The organism is Enterobacter sp. SECR19-1250, from assembly GCF_013391025.1.
Lineage (GTDB): Bacteria > Pseudomonadota > Gammaproteobacteria > Enterobacterales > Enterobacteriaceae > Enterobacter > Enterobacter cloacae.
The window spans coordinates 71,669-89,830 of sequence record NZ_JACASJ010000001.1 but is presented as its reverse complement, the minus strand read 5'-3'; the positions used below and the strand labels follow the sequence as shown (position 1 = coordinate 89,830).

The 18,162-nt window shown below is 57.0% G+C and carries 18 protein-coding genes; 15 read left to right on the top strand and 3 right to left on the bottom strand.

The window, feature by feature from the left end:
- Nucleotides 1–14 precede the first annotated feature (14 nt).
- The 9 genes from livH to ugpQ all read left to right on the top strand — a co-directional run bounded on the left by livH (nucleotide 15) and on the right by ugpQ (nucleotide 8,913).
- A complete protein-coding gene (livH, locus tag HX884_RS00370; RefSeq protein WP_013099131.1) occupies nucleotides 15–941 on the top strand; it encodes a high-affinity branched-chain amino acid ABC transporter permease LivH in 927 nt (308 codons plus the stop codon).
- Entirely contained in the window at nucleotides 938–2,215 is a 1,278-nt protein-coding gene (livM, locus tag HX884_RS00365) for a branched chain amino acid ABC transporter permease LivM (protein ID WP_014833590.1), read from the top strand. Before livH ends, livM begins: the two co-directional genes overlap by 4 nt.
- Nucleotides 2,212–2,979 carry a high-affinity branched-chain amino acid ABC transporter ATP-binding protein LivG gene (gene livG, locus HX884_RS00360; RefSeq protein WP_013099129.1) on the top strand — a complete coding sequence of 256 codons (768 nt, stop codon included), beginning with the start codon at nucleotides 2,212–2,214 and terminating at the stop codon, nucleotides 2,977–2,979. The genes livM and livG overlap by 4 nt, the downstream gene beginning before the upstream one ends.
- Nucleotide 2,980: 1 nt before the next feature.
- Nucleotides 2,981–3,694 carry a high-affinity branched-chain amino acid ABC transporter ATP-binding protein LivF gene (livF, locus tag HX884_RS00355; protein WP_178327452.1) on the top strand — a complete coding sequence of 238 codons (714 nt, stop codon included), beginning with the start codon at nucleotides 2,981–2,983 and terminating at the stop codon, nucleotides 3,692–3,694.
- 255 nt (nucleotides 3,695–3,949) lie between these two features.
- Entirely contained in the window at nucleotides 3,950–5,266 is a 1,317-nt protein-coding gene (gene ugpB / locus HX884_RS00350) for a sn-glycerol-3-phosphate ABC transporter substrate-binding protein UgpB (protein ID WP_048972511.1), read from the top strand.
- Between the two features lie 102 nt (nucleotides 5,267–5,368).
- The gene (gene ugpA / locus HX884_RS00345; RefSeq protein ID WP_013099126.1) at nucleotides 5,369–6,256 is read left to right on the top strand and encodes a sn-glycerol-3-phosphate ABC transporter permease UgpA; all 888 of its coding nucleotides are present in this window, start codon (nucleotides 5,369–5,371) and stop codon (nucleotides 6,254–6,256) included.
- Nucleotides 6,253–7,098 carry a sn-glycerol-3-phosphate ABC transporter permease UgpE gene (ugpE, locus tag HX884_RS00340; protein ID WP_013099125.1) on the top strand — a complete coding sequence of 282 codons (846 nt, stop codon included), beginning with the start codon at nucleotides 6,253–6,255 and terminating at the stop codon, nucleotides 7,096–7,098. The genes ugpA and ugpE overlap by 4 nt, the downstream gene beginning before the upstream one ends.
- Nucleotide 7,099: 1 nt before the next feature.
- On the top strand, nucleotides 7,100–8,170 hold the full coding sequence (locus tag HX884_RS00335) for a sn-glycerol-3-phosphate import ATP-binding protein UgpC (protein ID WP_020687753.1): 1,071 nt from the start codon (nucleotides 7,100–7,102) through the stop codon (nucleotides 8,168–8,170).
- On the top strand, nucleotides 8,167–8,913 hold the full coding sequence (gene ugpQ, locus HX884_RS00330) for a glycerophosphodiester phosphodiesterase (RefSeq protein ID WP_058661189.1): 747 nt from the start codon (nucleotides 8,167–8,169) through the stop codon (nucleotides 8,911–8,913). The genes HX884_RS00335 and ugpQ overlap by 4 nt, the downstream gene beginning before the upstream one ends.
- Here ugpQ and HX884_RS00325 read toward each other — a convergent pair.
- Nucleotides 8,897–9,274: a DUF2756 family protein gene (locus HX884_RS00325; protein WP_013099122.1), complete on the bottom strand. Its 378-nt coding sequence runs from the start codon at nucleotides 9,272–9,274 to the stop codon at nucleotides 8,897–8,899. The two genes, ugpQ and HX884_RS00325, sit on opposite strands and share 17 nt — an antisense overlap.
- Nucleotides 9,275–9,396: 122 nt before the next feature.
- Between HX884_RS00325 and ggt the strand changes: the two genes are divergently transcribed.
- Nucleotides 9,397–11,142, top strand: a complete 1,746-nt coding sequence (ggt, locus tag HX884_RS00320) for a gamma-glutamyltransferase (RefSeq protein WP_013099121.1) — start codon at nucleotides 9,397–9,399, stop codon at nucleotides 11,140–11,142.
- A gap of 42 nt (nucleotides 11,143–11,184) precedes the next feature.
- Here the strand turns inward: ggt and yhhY are convergent, their stop codons facing one another.
- Nucleotides 11,185–11,673: an N-acetyltransferase gene (gene yhhY, locus HX884_RS00315; RefSeq protein ID WP_178327451.1), complete on the bottom strand. Its 489-nt coding sequence runs from the start codon at nucleotides 11,671–11,673 to the stop codon at nucleotides 11,185–11,187.
- Between the two features lie 310 nt (nucleotides 11,674–11,983).
- Here yhhY and HX884_RS00310 point away from each other — a divergent pair, with 310 nt between their 5' ends.
- From HX884_RS00310 to gntU, 5 genes are all read left to right on the top strand, one after another.
- Nucleotides 11,984–13,021, top strand: coding sequence for an oxidoreductase (locus HX884_RS00310; protein ID WP_178327450.1), 1,038 nt, complete (start codon nucleotides 11,984–11,986; stop codon nucleotides 13,019–13,021).
- A 123-nt stretch (nucleotides 13,022–13,144) separates the two neighbouring features.
- Nucleotides 13,145–13,840 carry a pirin family protein gene (locus HX884_RS00305; protein ID WP_023621443.1) on the top strand — a complete coding sequence of 232 codons (696 nt, stop codon included), beginning with the start codon at nucleotides 13,145–13,147 and terminating at the stop codon, nucleotides 13,838–13,840.
- 101 nt (nucleotides 13,841–13,941) lie between these two features.
- The gene (gntR, locus tag HX884_RS00300; RefSeq protein WP_014833579.1) at nucleotides 13,942–14,937 is read left to right on the top strand and encodes a gluconate operon transcriptional repressor GntR; all 996 of its coding nucleotides are present in this window, start codon (nucleotides 13,942–13,944) and stop codon (nucleotides 14,935–14,937) included.
- Nucleotides 14,938–15,063: 126 nt separating this feature from the next.
- Nucleotides 15,064–15,591 (top strand): gluconokinase, encoded by a 528-nt coding sequence (gntK, locus tag HX884_RS00295; protein ID WP_038420757.1) that lies wholly within the window; start codon nucleotides 15,064–15,066, stop codon nucleotides 15,589–15,591.
- 3 nt (nucleotides 15,592–15,594) lie between these two features.
- Complete coding sequence (gntU, locus tag HX884_RS00290; protein WP_014833577.1) at nucleotides 15,595–16,935, top strand: gluconate transporter; 1,341 nt, start codon at nucleotides 15,595–15,597, stop codon at nucleotides 16,933–16,935.
- A 564-nt stretch (nucleotides 16,936–17,499) separates the two neighbouring features.
- Here the strand turns inward: gntU and yhgN are convergent.
- Entirely contained in the window at nucleotides 17,500–18,093 is a 594-nt protein-coding gene (gene yhgN / locus HX884_RS00285; RefSeq protein ID WP_003861574.1) for an NAAT family transporter YhgN, read from the bottom strand.
- Nucleotides 18,094–18,162 lie beyond the last annotated feature (69 nt).

Here is an 18,162-nt window from a genome sequence, read left to right as displayed (position 1 = left end):
AAAAAGGTTTGCATATGTCCGAGCAGTTTCTCTATTTCCTGCAGCAGATGTTTAACGGCGTCACGCTGGGAAGCACCTACGCGCTGATTGCCATCGGCTATACGATGGTGTACGGCATTATCGGCATGATCAACTTCGCCCACGGCGAGGTGTACATGATCGGTAGCTACGTCTCCTTTATGATTATCGCCGCCCTGATGATGATGGGTATCGACAGCAGCTGGCTGCTGGTCGCCGCCGGGTTTGTCGGCGCGATTGTGATTGCCAGCGCCTACGGCTGGAGCATCGAGCGGGTGGCCTACCGGCCGGTACGCAGCTCCAAGCGCCTGATTGCCCTGATCTCCGCGATTGGGATGTCTATCTTCCTGCAAAACTACGTCAGCCTGACCGAAGGCTCGCGCGATGTGGCGCTGCCAAGCCTGTTCAACGGCCAGTGGATTGTCGGCGCCAGCGAAAACTTCTCTGCCTCTATCACCACCATGCAACTGGTGATCTGGGTGGTGACCTTTATTGCGATGCTCGCCCTGACGCTATTCATCCGCTACTCCCGCATGGGACGCGCCTGCCGCGCCTGCGCGGAAGACCTGAAGATGGCGAGCCTGCTCGGTATTAACACCGACCGCGTGATTGCGCTCACTTTTGTGATCGGCGCGGCGATGGCGGCGGTGGCGGGTGTCCTGCTCGGCCAGTTCTACGGCGTAATTAATCCGTACATCGGCTTTATGGCCGGGATGAAAGCCTTTACCGCGGCGGTACTGGGCGGTATCGGCAGTATTCCTGGCGCGATGATTGGCGGCCTGATTCTGGGCGTGGCAGAAGCGCTCTCCTCAGCGTATCTGAGTACCGAGTATAAAGATGTGGTGTCGTTTGCCCTGCTGATTCTGGTTCTGCTGGTGATGCCTACCGGTATTCTGGGTCGTCCGGAGGTAGAGAAAGTATGAAACCGATGCATTTTGCAATGGCGCTGCTCTCTGCCGCCATGTTCTTCGTGCTGGCGGGCGTCTTTATGGGCGTTCAGTTAGAGCTGAACGGCACAAAGCTTGTGGTAGACACCGCCGCTGACATTCGCTGGCAGTGGGTCTTTATCGGCACCGCCGTGGTGTTCCTGTTCCAGCTGCTGCGTCCGCTGTTCCAGAAAACGCTGAAAGGCGTCTCGGGACCGAAGTTTGTCCTGCCAGCTATCGACGGCTCCACCGTTAAGCAGAAGCTGTTCCTCGTGGCGCTGCTGGTGGCTGCGGTGGCGTGGCCGTTCGTGGTCTCGCGCGGCACGGTAGATATCGCCACCCTGACCATGATCTACGTTATTCTGGGTCTGGGCCTGAACGTGGTGGTGGGGCTCTCTGGCCTGCTGGTACTGGGCTACGGCGGTTTCTACGCCATTGGCGCGTATACCTTTGCGCTACTGAACCACTATTACGGTCTCGGCTTCTGGACGTGCCTGCCGCTGGCGGGGCTGGTCTCTGCCGCGGCAGGTTTCCTGCTTGGCTTCCCGGTGCTGCGCCTGCGCGGTGACTACCTGGCGATTGTGACCTTAGGCTTCGGCGAAATCGTCCGTATCCTGCTGCTCAACAATACCGAGGTGACCGGCGGCCCGAACGGCATCAGCCAGATTCCGAAACCAACCTTCTTTGGTCTGGAGTTCAGCCGTACCGCCCGTGAAGGCGGCTGGGATACCTTCAGCAACTTCTTCGGCGTGAAATACGATCCGTCCGATCGCGTCATCTGGCTCTACATGGTGGCGCTGCTGCTGGTGGTCATCACCCTGTTCGTGATTAACCGCCTGCTGCGTATGCCGCTGGGCCGCGCGTGGGAAGCGCTGCGTGAAGATGAAATCGCCTGCCGCTCCCTGGGCCTCAACCCGACCCGCATTAAGCTGACTGCGTTCACCATCAGCGCCGCGTTCGCCGGTTTTGCCGGCACGCTGTTTGCCGCGCGTCAGGGCTTTGTCAGCCCGGAATCGTTCACCTTTGCCGAATCCGCCTTTGTGCTGGCGATTGTGGTACTCGGCGGGATGGGTTCGCAGTTTGCCGTTATCCTCGCCGCCATTCTGCTGGTGGTCTCACGCGAGCTGATGCGTGACTTTAACGAATACAGCATGCTGATGCTGGGTGGTTTGATGGTGCTGATGATGATCTGGCGTCCGCAGGGTCTGCTGCCGATGACCCGTCCACAGCTGAAGCTGAAGAACGGGCAAGCAAAAGGAGAGCAGGCATGAGTCAGCCATTATTATCCGTTAACGGTCTGATGATGCGTTTTGGCGGCCTGCTGGCGGTCAACAATGTGAATCTGGATCTGCACAAGAAAGAGATCGTCTCCCTGATTGGCCCGAACGGTGCGGGAAAAACCACGGTCTTTAACTGCCTGACTGGTTTCTACAAGCCGACGGGCGGCACCATCATGCTGCGCGACCAGCACCTGGAAGGGCTGCCGGGCCAGCAGATTGCCCGCATGGGCGTAGTGCGTACTTTCCAGCACGTGCGTCTGTTCCGCGAGATGACGGTGATTGAGAACCTGCTGGTGGCACAGCATCAGCAGTTGAAAACCGGTCTGTTCTCCGGCCTGCTGAAGACGCCAGCCTTCCGCCGGGCGCAGAGCGAAGCGCTGGATCGTGCGGCAACATGGCTTGACCGTATCGGTCTGCTGCCGCATGCCAACCGCCAGGCAAGTAACCTTGCGTACGGTGACCAGCGTCGCCTTGAGATTGTGCGCTGCATGGTAACGCAGCCGGAAATCCTGATGCTCGATGAACCCGCTGCGGGCCTCAACCCGAAAGAGACCAAAGAGCTGGACGAGCTGATTGCTGAGCTTCGCGATCATCACGACACCACTATCCTGCTGATTGAGCACGATATGAAGCTGGTAATGGGGATCTCTGACCGTATCTACGTGGTGAACCAGGGGACGCCGCTGGCAAACGGCACGCCGGATGAGATCCGCAACAACCCGGACGTGATCCGCGCATACCTGGGTGAGGCATAAGATGGAAAAAGCGATGTTAACGTTTGACAAGGTAAGTGCCCACTACGGCAAGAACCAGGCGCTGCACGACGTCAGCCTGCATATCAATCAGGGCGAAATCGTCACCCTGATTGGGGCTAACGGCGCGGGCAAAACCACGCTGCTTGGTACCCTGTGCGGCGACCCGCGCGCCACCAGCGGTCGGATTGTGTTTGATGGCAAAGACATCACCGACTGGCAGACCGCCAGAATCATGCGTGAAGCGGTGGCGATAGTCCCTGAAGGGCGTCGCGTCTTCTCGCGCATGACGGTGGAAGAGAACCTGGCGATGGGCGGCTTCTTCGCTGACCGCGACCAGTATCAGTCCCGTATCAAGTGGGTGTACGAACTCTTCCCGCGCCTGTGGGAGCGTCGTATTCAGCGTGCGGGGACCATGTCCGGCGGTGAGCAGCAGATGCTGGCGATCGGCCGCGCCCTGATGAGCCAGCCGCGCCTGCTGCTGCTGGATGAACCGTCGCTGGGTCTTGCGCCAATTATCATTCAGCAGATCTTCGACACCATTGAACAGCTGCGTAAAGAGGGGATGACCATCTTCCTCGTCGAGCAGAACGCCAACCAGGCGCTGAAGCTCGCCGATCGCGGTTATGTGCTGGAGAACGGCCACGTGGTGCTTGAGGATACCGGCGATGCGCTACTGGCCAATGAAGCGGTGCGGAGTGCGTATTTAGGCGGATAGGTAAAAGCAAAATGGCAACGCACGTTGCCATTTTTAGTGTTTTCTCCCTCTCCCCGTGGGAGAGGGCCGGGGTGAGGGCACCATACCGCACCCAACCACACCCCAAACCCCTTCACACAACCATCATCCCGCTGACCTTTTGTTGTCACTTATCTGTAAACAAACAGTTATTTTTCTGTCATTCGAGCATGTCATGTTACCTCGCGAGCATAAAACGCGTGATATCGCGCATCCGGCACAATAAGAGAGATGACAATGACATCGTTACGACACACAGCTTTGGGTCTGGCACTGGGTCTGGCTTTTGCGACGAACGCAATGGCTGTGACGACCATTCCGTTCTGGCATTCCATGGAAGGGGAGTTGGGTAAAGAGGTTGACTCCCTGGCGCAGCGTTTCAACGACTCCCATCCGGATTACAAAATTGTGCCGGTGTACAAAGGTAACTACGAGCAGAGCCTGAGCGCGGGCATTGCCGCCTTCCGTACCGGTAATGCGCCTGCCATTTTGCAGGTATACGAAGTAGGCACCGCGACCATGATGGCCTCCAAAGCCATCAAACCGGTCTACGAAGTGTTCAAAGAGGCGGGGATCAACTTCGACGAATCCCAGTTTGTGCCGACCGTAGCGGGTTATTACACCGATTCTAAAACCGGCCATCTGCTGTCTCAGCCGTTTAACAGCTCGACGCCGGTGCTGTACTACAACAAAGACGCCTTTAAGAAAGCCGGTCTAGACCCGGAGCAGCCGCCAAAAACCTGGCAGGATTTGGCGGAGTACACCGCGAAGCTGAAAGCGGCGGGGATGAAGTGCGGCTACGCCAGCGGCTGGCAGGGCTGGATCCAGATTGAAAACTTCAGCGCCTGGCACGGCCTGCCGGTAGCCACCAAAAACAACGGTTTCGATGGCACCGACGCGGTACTGGAGTTCAACAAGCCAGAGCAGGTGAAGCACATCGCGCTGCTGGAAGAGTTGAACAAGAAGGGTGATTTCAGCTACTTCGGACGTAAAGACGAATCCACCGAGAAGTTCTACAACGGTGACTGCGCCATTACCACCGCCTCGTCCGGCTCGCTGGCGGATATCCGTCACTACGCCAAATTCAACTACGGCGTGGGCATGATGCCGTACGACGCAGACGTGAAAGGCGCGCCGCAGAACGCCATCATCGGCGGAGCAAGCCTGTGGGTGATGCAGGGTAAAGACGCCGGCACCTACAAAGGAGTGGCCGAGTTCCTCGACTTCCTGACGAAACCTGAAAACGCGGCCGAATGGCACCAGAAAACCGGCTACCTGCCGATCACCAAAGCTGCCTATGACCTGACCCGCGAGCAGGGCTTCTACAGCAAGAATCCGGGTGCGGATATCGCGACGCGTCAGATGCTGAACAAGCCGCCGTTGCCGTTCACCAAAGGTCTGCGTCTGGGCAACATGCCGCAGATCCGCACCATTGTCGACGAAGAGCTGGAAAGCGTCTGGACCGGCAAGAAAACGCCACAGCAGGCGCTGGATTCAGCGGTAGAGCGCGGAAATCAGCTGCTGCGCCGCTTTGAGCAGTCCACCAAATCGTAAAAAAATGCCCGGTGGCGCTGCGCTTACCGGGCCTACGACGTGCCATATGTAGGCCGGGTAAGGCGTAGCCGCCACCCGGCACTGTTCAGGAACCAAATCTCAATGTCATCATCCCGTCCGGTGTTTCGTTCCCGCTGGCTGCCGTATCTGCTGGTCGCGCCTCAGCTGGTCATCACCGTTATCTTCTTTATCTGGCCTGCGGGCGAAGCGCTCTGGTACTCGGTGCAAAGCGTTGATCCGTTTGGGCTTTCCAGCCAGTTTGTTGGCCTGGACAACTTCACCGCGCTGTTCCACGACAGCTACTACCTGGATTCTTTCTGGACGACGATCAAATTCAGCGCGCTGGTCACCGTGAGCGGCCTTGTTGCCTCGCTGTTCTTCGCCGCGCTGGTGGATTACGTGGTGCGTGGCAGCCGTCTGTATCAGACCCTGATGCTGCTGCCCTACGCCGTAGCACCAGCGGTCGCCGCCGTGCTGTGGATCTTCCTGTTTAACCCCGGACGCGGGTTAATTACCCATTTTCTGGCGGAATTCGGATACGACTGGAACCACGCCCAGAACAGCGGCCAGGCGATGTTCCTGGTGGTGTTCGCCTCGGTGTGGAAGCAAATCAGTTACAACTTCCTGTTCTTCTTTGCCGCGCTACAGTCCATTCCGCGTTCGCTGGTGGAAGCCGCCGCCATTGACGGCGCAGGCCCGATCCGCCGCTTCTTCAGGCTGTCGCTGCCGCTGATTGCCCCGGTGAGTTTCTTCCTGCTGGTGGTGAACCTGGTGTATGCCTTTTTCGACACCTTCCCGGTCATCGACGCGGCCACCGCCGGTGGCCCGGTGCAGGCCACGACGACGCTGATTTATAAAATCTACCGCGAAGGTTTTGCCGGGCTGGATCTCTCGGCCTCCGCCGCGCAGTCCGTCGTGCTGATGTTCCTTGTCATCATCCTCACAGTGGTGCAGTTCCGCTATGTCGAAAGTAAGGTGCGCTACCAATGATTGAGAACCGTCGCGGGCTGACGATTTTCAGCCATACCATGCTGATTCTGGGGATTATCGTCATCCTCTTTCCGCTGTACGTGGCGTTTGTCGCCGCCACGCTGGACACCAAAGCGGTGTTCGACACGCCGATGACGCTGATCCCAGGCACGCATCTTTTTGAGAACATGAAAACCATCTGGACCCAGGGCGTGGGGGCCAACAGCGCGCCGTTCTGGCTGATGATGCTCAACAGCTTCATCATGGCGTTCGGCATTACGGTGGGCAAAATCACGGTGTCGATGCTCTCGGCCTTCGCCATCGTCTGGTTCCGCTTTCCGCTGCGTAACCTCTTCTTCTGGATGATTTTTATCACCCTGATGCTGCCGGTGGAGGTGCGTATCTTCCCGACGGTGGAAGTGATCGCCAACCTGAAGATGCTCGACAGCTACGCGGGCTTAACTCTGCCGCTGATGGCATCTGCGACCGCCACCTTCCTGTTCCGCCAGTTCTTTATGACGCTGCCGGACGAGCTGATTGAAGCCGCGCGCATTGACGGCGCCTCACCGATGCGCTTTTTCCGCGACATCGTGCTGCCGCTGTCGAAAACCAACCTCGCGGCGCTGTTTGTGATCACCTTTATCTACGGCTGGAACCAGTACCTGTGGCCGCTGCTGATTATTCAGGACGTCAACCTCGGCACCGCCGTGGCGGGCATCAAGGGCATGATCGCCACCGGCGAAGGCACCACCCTCTGGAACCAGGTGATGGCGGCGATGCTGCTCACCCTTATCCCCCCGGTCGTTATCGTTTTAGCCATGCAGCGTGCGTTTGTGCGTGGTTTAGTGGACAGTGAGAAATAAGATGGCAGGTTTAAAACTTCAGGCAGTGACCAAAAGCTGGGATGGCAAAACCCAGGTGATTCAGCCGCTCACCCTCGACGTGGCGGACGGGGAGTTCATCGTGATGGTCGGCCCGTCCGGTTGCGGCAAATCCACGCTGCTGCGCATGGTGGCCGGGCTTGAGCGCGTCTCCTCCGGCGATATCTGGATTGACCGCCAGCGCGTGACCGAGATGGAGCCCAAAGACCGCGGCATCGCGATGGTGTTCCAGAACTACGCCCTCTATCCGCACATGAGCGTGGAAGAGAACATGGCCTGGGGGCTGAAAATCCGCGGCATGGGCAAGGGGCATATCGAGGAGCGGGTGAAAGAGGCGGCGCGCATTCTGGAGCTGGATGGCCTGCTTAAGCGCCGTCCGCGCGAGCTCTCCGGCGGCCAGCGCCAGCGCGTGGCGATGGGGCGTGCCATCGTGCGCGATCCGGCGGTGTTCCTGTTCGATGAACCGCTTTCTAACCTCGATGCCAAGCTGCGCGTGCAGATGCGTCTGGAACTGCAGCAACTGCATCGCCGTCTTAAAACCACCTCCCTGTACGTGACGCACGATCAGGTCGAAGCCATGACCCTTGCCCAGCGGGTGATGGTGATGAACAAAGGCGTTGCCGAACAGATTGGCACGCCGGTGGAGGTGTACGAAAAACCGGCCAGCCGTTTTGTGGCGAGCTTTATCGGCAGCCCGGCAATGAACCTGCTGGAAGGGCGGATCAGCAGCGCGGGCACCCACTTTGAGCTGGAAAGCGGGATGGCATTGCCCATCAACTGGTACTATCGTGGCTACGCCGGGCGTAAGATGACGCTCGGTATTCGCCCGGAGCATATTGGTTTAACCTCTCAGGCGGACGGCGGCGTGCCGCTGGTGATGGACACGCTGGAGATGTTGGGTGCAGATAACCTGGCGCACGGACGCTGGGGCGAGCAAAAAATGGTGGTGCGTCTGCCGCATCAGGAACGCCCGAAAGCAGGCAGCACGCTGTGGCTGCATCTGCCGGAAAATCACCTGCACTTATTTGACGGTGAAACAGGACAACGAGTATGAGCAACTGGCCTTATCCCCACATCGTCGCCCACCGTGGCGGCGGTAAACTGGCGCCGGAAAATACCCTGGCGGCAATTGATGTTGGCGCACGCTACGGCCACACGATGATTGAGTTCGATGCCAAGCTGTCGAAAGACGGCGAAATTTTCCTGCTGCATGATGACAATCTCGAACGCACCAGCAACGGCTGGGGCGTGGCGGGGGAACTGCCGTGGCGCGATCTGCTAAAGGTGGATGCCGGAAGCTGGTTCAGCGGCGAGTACAAAGGCGAACCGCTGCCGCTGCTGGCGGAAGTGGCCGACCGTTGTCGTCAACACGGGATGATGGCCAACATCGAAATCAAACCGACGACCGGTACCGGGCCGCTCACGGGCAAAGTGATTGCGCTGGCCGCGCGCGAGCTGTGGGAAGGCATGACCCCACCGCTGCTGTCGTCATTTGAAATTGATGCCCTTGAAGCGGCACAGGCTGCGGTGCCGGAGCTGCCGCGCGGGCTGCTGCTGGACGAGTGGCGCGAGGACTGGCGTGAGCTGACCACCCGCTTAGCGTGCGTGTCGATCCATCTCAATCATAAGCTGCTGGATGAGGCGAGGGTTAAGATGCTGAAAGCGGCAGAGCTGCATATTCTGGTGTATACCGTCAACAAACCCCAGCGTGCGGCTGAGCTGCTGCGCTGGGGTGTGGACAGCATCTGTACCGATGCGATTGACCTGATCGGTCCGGACTTTAGTTCTGCGGATTAAGCATACTGCCATTCGACTGCGACGGCAGCATATGCTGCTGTCCGCTGCCTGACGAACTCATCCCTCCCAGCATCCCGCCGTTTTTATTCGGCAGCGGTTGCTCGCGCATCTGCCCCTGCTGCACGCGCTGGGTGTTAGTGTTCATCTGATTTTGCAGGCTCTGCTGCTGCATTCGGGTCTGCGTGTTCAACTGCTGGTTTAGCATTCCTTTTTGCTGTTGCTGCTGACTCATCATCTCCGTCTGCATACGCTGCTGGCTCGGAATGACATAGCCCGGCTGGTTAGGGTTATTCATCGTATTGAGTGGCTGTGCAAGTGCGGCAAACGGGAGCAACGCCGTAAGGATCAGGAAGCGTTTCATGATCATCTCCTTCTTTGAGGTTTCTCTTAAGTTTACCCCGAATTCACCATGACGATGATTTTTTAGGAGTTGTGAACCAGGCTTAAGCGGGGAATATGGCTCCCTTCACCTGGAGAACAATAATGATGAAACCAACCCTTTTGCGCTGGGTCGCCATCGCTGCGCTGATGGCAGGCGGTACATTTAGCGTGGCGGCTAACCCGCCTGCGGCTCCTCCGGTCTCTTATGGCGTGGAGGAAGATGTGTTTCATCCCGTGCGGGCCACGCACGGGATGGTGGCCTCGGTGGATGCGCTGGCAACGAAAGTGGGCGTCGATATTCTCAAACAGGGCGGTAATGCGGTGGATGCCGCGGTGGCGGTCGGCTATGCGCTGGCGGTAACACACCCGCAGGCGGGGAATCTGGGCGGCGGCGGCTTTATGATGCTGCGCACCAAAGACGGGAAGACGACGGCTATCGACTTCCGCGAAATGGCGCCAGCTCAGGCCTCCCGCGATATGTTCCTTGACGATCAGGGCAATCCGGACAGTAAAAAATCGCTGACCTCGCACCTTGCGTCCGGCACGCCGGGCACCGTCGCAGGCTTCTCGCTGGCGCTGGAAAAATACGGCACGATGCCGCTGAACAAAGTGGTCCAGCCTGCCATTAAGCTGGCACGCGACGGCTTTGTGGTGAACGACGCCCTGGCCGATGACCTTAAAACCTACGGCAGCGAAGTCATTCCGAACCATGAAAACAGTAAGGCGATCTTCTGGAAAGACGGAGAGCCGCTGAAGAAGGGCGATAAGCTGGTGCAGAAGAACCTAGCCAAAAGCCTGGAGCTGATTGCGGAGCATGGCCCGGACGCCTTCTACAAAGGGGCGATTGCCGACCAGATTGCCGAAGAGATGCAAAAGAACGGCGGGCTCATCACCAAAGCGGATCTGGCGGAGTATAAGGCGGTGGAGCGCGAGCCAATTAGCGGCACCTACCGTGGCTATGAGGTCTTCTCCATGCCGCCACCGTCCTCCGGCGGGATCCACATCGTGCAGATCCTCAATATTCTGGAAAACTTCGATATGCACAAGTTTGGCTTCGGCAGTGCCGATGCCATGCAGGTGATGGCCGAGGCGGAAAAACGCGCCTATGCCGACCGCTCGGAATACCTTGGCGACCCGGACTTTGTGAAGGTGCCGTGGCAGGCGCTGACCAACAAAGCGTATGCCAAATCCATTGCCGATCAGATCGACATCAATAAGGCTAAGCCGTCGAGCGAGATCCGCCCCGGCAAGCTGGCACCGTATGAAAGTAACCAGACCACCCACTTCTCGGTGGTGGATAAAGACGGTAACGCGGTGGCGGTTACCTATACGCTCAATACCACCTTTGGAACCGGGATTGTGGCGGGCAACAGCGGCATTCTGCTGAACAACGAGATGGATGACTTCTCTGCCAAACCGGGCGTACCGAACGTCTACGGGCTGGTCGGTGGGGATGCCAACGCGGTGGGGCCGAAGAAACGTCCGCTGTCGTCGATGTCACCAACCATTGTGGTGAAAGACGGCAAAACCTGGCTGGTAACCGGCAGCCCGGGCGGCAGCCGGATTATCACCACCGTGCTGCAGATGGTGGTGAACAGTATCGATTTTGGTATGAACGTGGCGGAGGCGACCAACGCCCCACGCTTCCATCACCAGTGGCTGCCGGATGAGCTGCGCGTCGAGAAGGGCTTTAGCCCGGACACCCTCAAACTGCTGGAGCAGCGCGGACAGAAGGTAGCGGTAAAAGAGGCGATGGGCAGCACCCAGAGCATTATGGTGGGGCCGGACGGGGCGCTGTTTGGCGCGTCAGACCCGCGGTCGGTGGATGATTTAACGGCGGGGTATTAATCTGTTGTGTAATTCCCTCTCCCGGTGGGAGAGGGCAACTAACTACTTCATTCGCGCCATATAATACGCATCCACATACTCGCCGTTGCGCAGGGCAAATTTTCTGCCGGTGCCTTCGATTTCAAAGCCAAACTTCCGGTACAGCGCCAGTGCGGAAGGGTTATCGGCAAAAACCGTAAACTCGATACGTTCGATGCGCAGCCAGTTATCGCACAGGTTGATCATCTCGCGCATGAGCGCGCTCCCGACGCCGCGCCCTTGAGCGTGCGCCGCAACGCTGATACCGAACGTGGCCACATGGCTGCGTCGCGGGCTGGTTTCCACCTGAAGCATCAGATCGCCAACGATTTGCTCATCAATGCAGGCGACCAGCCGTCTTTGCCCGGGTTTTACAATAAGACGTTCTTGCCAGTACTCAAGGGAAGGATGAGGTAGCTGTAGCGTGTCGTGATACACCCCTGGATGCGTGTAGTTCTGGCGTAAGGCTTCGGCATCTCCCGGTTCCGCATGGCGTATCACTATCTCACTCATTCCTTATTCCTCAGTCAGTTAAACATCCTTTCCAACATCAGTGACTTTGAAATTTGAGTCAACCGCTATTTTTTGCAAAAAGTATTGGACAAGTGCGAATGAGAATGATTATTATTGCTCTGCATTCAGGAAGACCACTACGGGAACCTGAAAGCACGACATTGCTCACATTGCTTCCAGTATTACTTTAGCCAGCTTTTAGCTGGCTTTTTTTTTGCCCTTTTTCGCCCTCTCCCCGTGGGAGAGTGCTGGGGTGAGGGCAAAACATGCGCTATGGTAAAACCCAGTAACCTTCCAAAAGGACTGAGCTATGATCTTACATTGCGCATTTATTGGATTTGGTAAAAGTACGACCCGCTATCACCTTCCGTATGTTCTCAACCGTAAAGACAGCTGGCATGTGGCGCATATCTACCGCCGCAGCGCGAAGCCGGAAGAGCAGTCTCCGCAGTATTCCCATATTCATTTCACCAGCGATCTCAATGAAGTCCTGGGCGATCCGCAGGTTAAACTGGTCATCGTCTGTACCCATGCCGACAGCCATTTCGACTATGCGAAACGCGCGCTCGAGGCGGGTAAAAACGTGCTGGTAGAAAAACCCTTCACCCCGACCATCGCTGAAGCGAAAACCCTCTTCGCACTGGCGAAAAGCAAAGGGCTGACCGTCACGCCGTATCAGAACCGTCGCTTCGACAGCTGCTTCCTGACGGCGAAAAAGGCGATTGAGAGCGGCAAGCTTGGCGACATCGTCGAAATGGAAAGCCATTTTGACTATTACCGCCCAGTGGCGGAGACCAAGTCCGGCCTGCCGCAGGACGGTTCCTTCTACGGTCTTGGCGTCCATACCATGGACCAAATCATCTCCCTGTTTGGCCGCCCGGACCACGTGGCGTATGACATTCGCAGCCTGCGTAATAAAGCCAACCCGGACGATACTTTTGAAGCGCAGCTGTTCTACGGCGACCTGAAAGCCATCGTTAAAACCAGCCATCTGGTGAAAATCGACTACCCGAAATTTATCGTTCACGGCACGAAAGGTTCGTTTATCAAGTACGGTATCGATCAGCAGGAGACCAGCCTGAAGGCCAATATCATGCCGGGTGAACCGGGCTTTGCGGCGGATGATTCGGTTGGCGTACTGGAGTATGTGAACGCAGAAGGTGTGACGGTCAGAGAAGAGCTGACGCCTGAAACCGGCGACTATGGTCGCGTCTACGACGCGCTGCATGCAACCCTGACCCGCGGCGTGGCGAATTACGTCAAGGAATCTGACGTTCTGACCAACCTCGAAATCCTCGAACGGGCCTTCGAACAGGCTTCTCCTGCCACGGTAACCCTTGCGAAATAAGCAAAAATGGCTCCTCTGCACTTGTTCATAATTTTTGAACAGAGGAGTCAATTTTCACCCTCTATGATCCCAGGCGGTTTGCGTCCACACTTACTCCATCGAAACGAACTGAGGGTGAAAACAATGATCTACTTACGCAAAGCAAACGAACGTGGTCACGCGAATCATGGCTGGCTGGACTCATGGCATTCATTCTCGTTTGCCGACTACTACGACCCGAACTTCATGGGCTTCTCCGCACTGCGCGTGATTAACGATGACGTGATTGATGCAGGCCAGGGCTTCGGTACCCACCCGCATAAAGACATGGAAATCCTGACCTATGTGCTGGAAGGGGCGGTTGAGCACCAGGACAGCATGGGCAACAAAGAGCAGGTTCCGGCGGGCGAGTTCCAGATCATGAGTGCGGGTACCGGTGTTCGTCACTCGGAGTACAACCCGAGCAAAACGGAAAAACTGCACCTGTATCAAATCTGGATCATTCCAGAAGAAACCGGCATCACGCCGCGCTACGAGCAGCGCCGCTTCGACGCCAGACAGGGCAAACAGCTGGTGCTCTCCCCGGATGCGCGTGAAGGTTCGCTGAAAGTGCATCAGGATATGGAACTGTACCGCTGGGCGCTGGCGAAAGACGAACAGTCTGTACACCAGATCGCCGCGAACCGCCGCGTCTGGATCCAGGTGGTGAAAGGTGAAGTGTCCATCAACGGCACCAAAGCGACAACGGCAGATGGTCTGGCCATCTGGGATGAGCAAGCGCTCTCCGTGCATGCCGACAGCGAAAGTGAAATTCTGCTGTTTGATCTGCCACCGGTGTAATAAATCATAAATAAATGCCCATCCTTCCCTTTGACAGGGGAAGGATGGGCTTTGTCCGTGATAAACTGAGCAAATCTCTCTCTTCAAGATTTCTCAGGACGATGAAAAAGAAACGCCCCGTACTTCAGGATGTCGCCGATCGTGTTGGTGTGACCAAAATGACGGTCAGCCGTTTTTTACGTAACCCGGAACAGGTTTCCGTAGCGTTGCGTGGCAAGATTGCCGCTGCTCTCGATGAACTGGGTTATATCCCCAACCGCGCACCCGATATTCTCTCTAATGCCACCAGTCGTGCGGTGGGCGTCCTCCTGCCTTCTTTAACTAACCAGGTCTTTGCCGAAGTGTTGCGCGGTATTGAAAGCGTCACGGATGCGTTTGGTTACCAGACCATGCTGGCACACTACGGCTACAAACCGGAACTGGAAGAAGAACGTCTTGAATCGATGCTTTCCTGGAACATCGATGGCCTGATTTTAACTGAACGTACTCACACCCCCCGTACGCTGAAGATGATCGAAGTGGCCGGGATACCGGTGGTGGAACTGATGGACAGCCAGTCGCCGTGCCTTGATATTGCCGTGGGTTTTGACAACTTCGAAGCGGCGCGGCAGATGACGGCGGCGATCATCGCGCGCGGTCATCGTCATATCGCCTACCTGGGTGCGCGTCTTGATGAACGTACTATCATCAAACAGAAGGGATACGAGCAGGCGATGCTTGACGCAAATTTAACCCCGTACAGCGTGATGGTGGAGCAGTCCTCTTCCTATACGTCGGGTATTGAGCTGATGCGGCAGGCACGGCGCGAGTATCCACAACTGGACGGTATTTTCTGTACCAACGATGACCTTGCGGTCGGTGCAGCGTTCGAATGCCAGCGCCTGGGGCTGAAGATCCCCGATGATATGGCGATAGCCGGTTTCCACGGCCATGACATCGGCCAGGTGATGGAGCCGCGTCTGGCGAGCGTCCTGACACCGCGTGAACGCATGGGCCGCATTGGCGCAGAACGCCTGCTGGCGCGCATTCGCGGTGAAGCGGTTACGCCAAAAATGTTAGATTTAGGTTTCACCTTGTCACCGGGTGGATCTATTTAATCCGACAAATTTGAAGTAGCTCACACTTATTCACATCGCGCACGTTTGGATATTGCTTCTCTTTTGCCCCGGCAGGACAATGTTACCGATAACTGTTACCCGTAACAATTGACTGAGGGACACCCTTTGAGCACGACTAATCATGATCACCACGTTTACGTCCTGATGGGCGTTTCCGGTAGCGGTAAATCTGCCGTGGCAAGCGAAGTGGCGCATCAACTTAATGCGGCGTTTCTTGATGGCGACTTCCTCCATCCGCGCAGCAACATCATGAAGATGGCTTCCGGCGAGCCGCTGAACGACGACGATCGTAAACCGTGGTTACAGGCGCTGAACGATGCCGCGTTTGCCATGCAGCGCACCAATAAAGTTTCCCTGATCGTCTGCTCTGCGCTGAAAAAAACCTACCGCGATCTGCTGCGTGACGGCAACCCGAACCTCTCTTTCATCTACCTGAAAGGCGATTTCGACGTCATCGAAAGCCGTCTCAAGGCGCGCAAAGGCCACTTCTTCAAAACCCAGATGCTGGTCACACAGTTCGAAGCGCTGCAGGAGCCAGGTGAAGATGAAAAAGACGTCTTAGTGGTTGATATCGATCAGTCACTGGAGGGTGTTGTTGCCAGCACCATCGAGGTCATTAATAAAAGGCAGTAAGTTTTGAGTACATTAACGCTAGTTTTGACAGCAGTGGGTTCGGTATTGCTGCTGCTGTTTTTAGTGATGAAAGCGCGTATGCATGCTTTTGTTGCTTTGATGGTGGTTTCTATTGGTGCAGGTCTCTTTTCCGGTATGCCGCTCGACAAGATCGCTGCGACGATGGAAAAAGGGATGGGGGGCACACTGGGCTTCCTGGCTATTGTGGTCGCGCTGGGCGCGATGTTTGGCAAGATCCTGCATGAGACGGGCGCGGTCGACCAGATTGCCGTCAAGATGCTGAAATCGTTTGGTCACAGTCGTGCACACTATGCAATTGGCCTGGCCGGTCTGATCTGCGCGCTGCCGTTGTTCTTTGAAGTGGCCGTGGTGCTGCTGATTAGCGTGGCGTTCTCCATGGCGCGCCATACCGGTACTAACCTTGTGAAGCTGGTTATTCCGCTGTTTGCGGGCGTGGCGGCAGCCGCGGCGTTTCTGCTGCCGGGGCCTGCGCCGATGCTGCTGGCTTCTCAGATGCACGCCGACTTTGGCTGGATGATCCTGATTGGCCTGTGCGCGGCAATCCCGGGAATGATTATCGCCGGTCCGCTGTGGGGCAACTTCATCAGCCGCTACGTTGAACTGCATATTCCTGATGATATTACCGAGCCGCACCTGGGCGAAGGTAAAATGCCGTCCTTCGGCTTCAGCCTGTCTCTGATCCTGCTGCCGCTGGTGCTGGTGGGTCTGAAAACCATTGCCGCGCGCTTTGTACCGGTGGGCTCTACCGCGTACGAATGGTTCGAATTTATCGGTCACCCGTTCACGGCAATTCTGGTGGCGTGTCTGGTGGCGATTTATGGCCTGGCGATGCGTCAGGGGATGCCGAAAGACCGCGTGATGGAAATCTGCGGTGCTGCGCTGCAGCCAGCGGGCATTATCCTGCTGGTGATCGGTGCGGGTGGCGTGTTCAAGCAGGTGCTGGTGGATTCAGGCGTCGGTCCGGCGCTGGGTGAAGCGCTGACCGGAATGGGACTGCCCATCGCGGTCACCTGCTTTGTGCTGGCGGCGGCGGTGCGTATCATTCAGGGCTCCGCGACCGTTGCCTGTTTAACGGCTGTTGGCCTGGTGATGCCGGTGATTGAACAGCTGAACTATTCCGGTGCGCAGATGGCGGCGCTGTCTATCTGTATCGCGGGTGGTTCGATTGTGGTGTCGCACGTGAACGATGCGGGCTTCTGGCTGTTCGGTAAATTTACCGGTGCGACCGAAGCGCAAACCCTGAAAACCTGGACGCTGATGGAAACTATCCTCGGCACTACGGGTGCGATTGTCGGGATGATTGCGTTTACGCTGCTGAGCTAACCCCGGTTTTCTCCCTCTCCCTGTGGGCTGAGGGTTCCCCACAAAATAATGCCTGCACGGAGGACTCCCTCTCCCTTGAGGGAGAGGGCTGGGGTGAGGGGGAACATATGGCTGTAGAGGTAATTCCGTTCACTTTACGTTCCTTGCTGCTCTGTAACAACATGACCCGTGAACGTGCCAGGGTGGCTCAATCGCCACCACCCTGGCGACCCGGGCTCCCGGCGGTAAATCGCCGCTTCGCGGTGCCCTCGGCTTATTCCTTCCGGCTTATCGGGGACGGGCGGATGTAACGTCCCTGTAAAGCCGCCCTCTCGGCGCATCCATGCGCCTCGCCCCGGCCTGCAGGAAACGCCTCAGCGATTTACAGCCGGACCAGGACGTCGCTGTAAATCATTCATTTTCCTGAAACAACATTCGTCGCTTCCGGTAAAAAAATTACTGGGGATCCCTCAGCCCTGTGGGAGAGGGTTGGGGTGAGGGCATCAGGCCGCAGAGATCTTATTTTGTCGGGTGGCGGCTTCGCCTTACCCGACCTACAAGTCACTCCGTTTTGCATTTACCTTGCTATCCCTTCATCCACGCACGTATCCCGTCCAGGAACATCTGCGTCGCCATCATCACCAGAATCAGCCCCATCAAGCGTTCCAGCGCATTGACCCCTTTTTCGCCCAGCAGGCGCAGGAACAGCGACGACTGCAGCAGAATAATGAACGTTCCGCCCCAGGCAATCAGCAAAGCAATCACCAGATGGCTCATCTGGTTGGGATACTGATGCGACAGTAGCATCAATGTGGCCAGAATGGTCGGCCCGGCGACCAGCGGGATCGCCAGCGGTACGATAAACGGCTCTTCACCCGCAGGCAGGCCGCTGCTGCTGCCTTCTGCGCTCGGGAAAATCATCTTAATGGCAATCAGGAACAGAATAATTCCGCCGGAAATGGAGACCGTTTCGGCACGCAGATTCAGGAAAGCGAGAATTTTTTCGCCGGCAAACAGGAAGATAAACATCACCAGCAGGGCGATGAGCAGCTCGCGGATCATGATTGCCCGGCGGCGCTTGGGTTCGGTGTGCTTCAGCACCGACATGAAGATCGGCAGGTTTCCCAGTGGATCCATTATCAGGATCAATAAAACCGCCGCAGAAATGATTTCACTCATGTAAATTAGCCCTGAATTTCTCTATGGTTATTAGGATGATTAGCTCTTTTTCTGATTGCCGGGCAATCA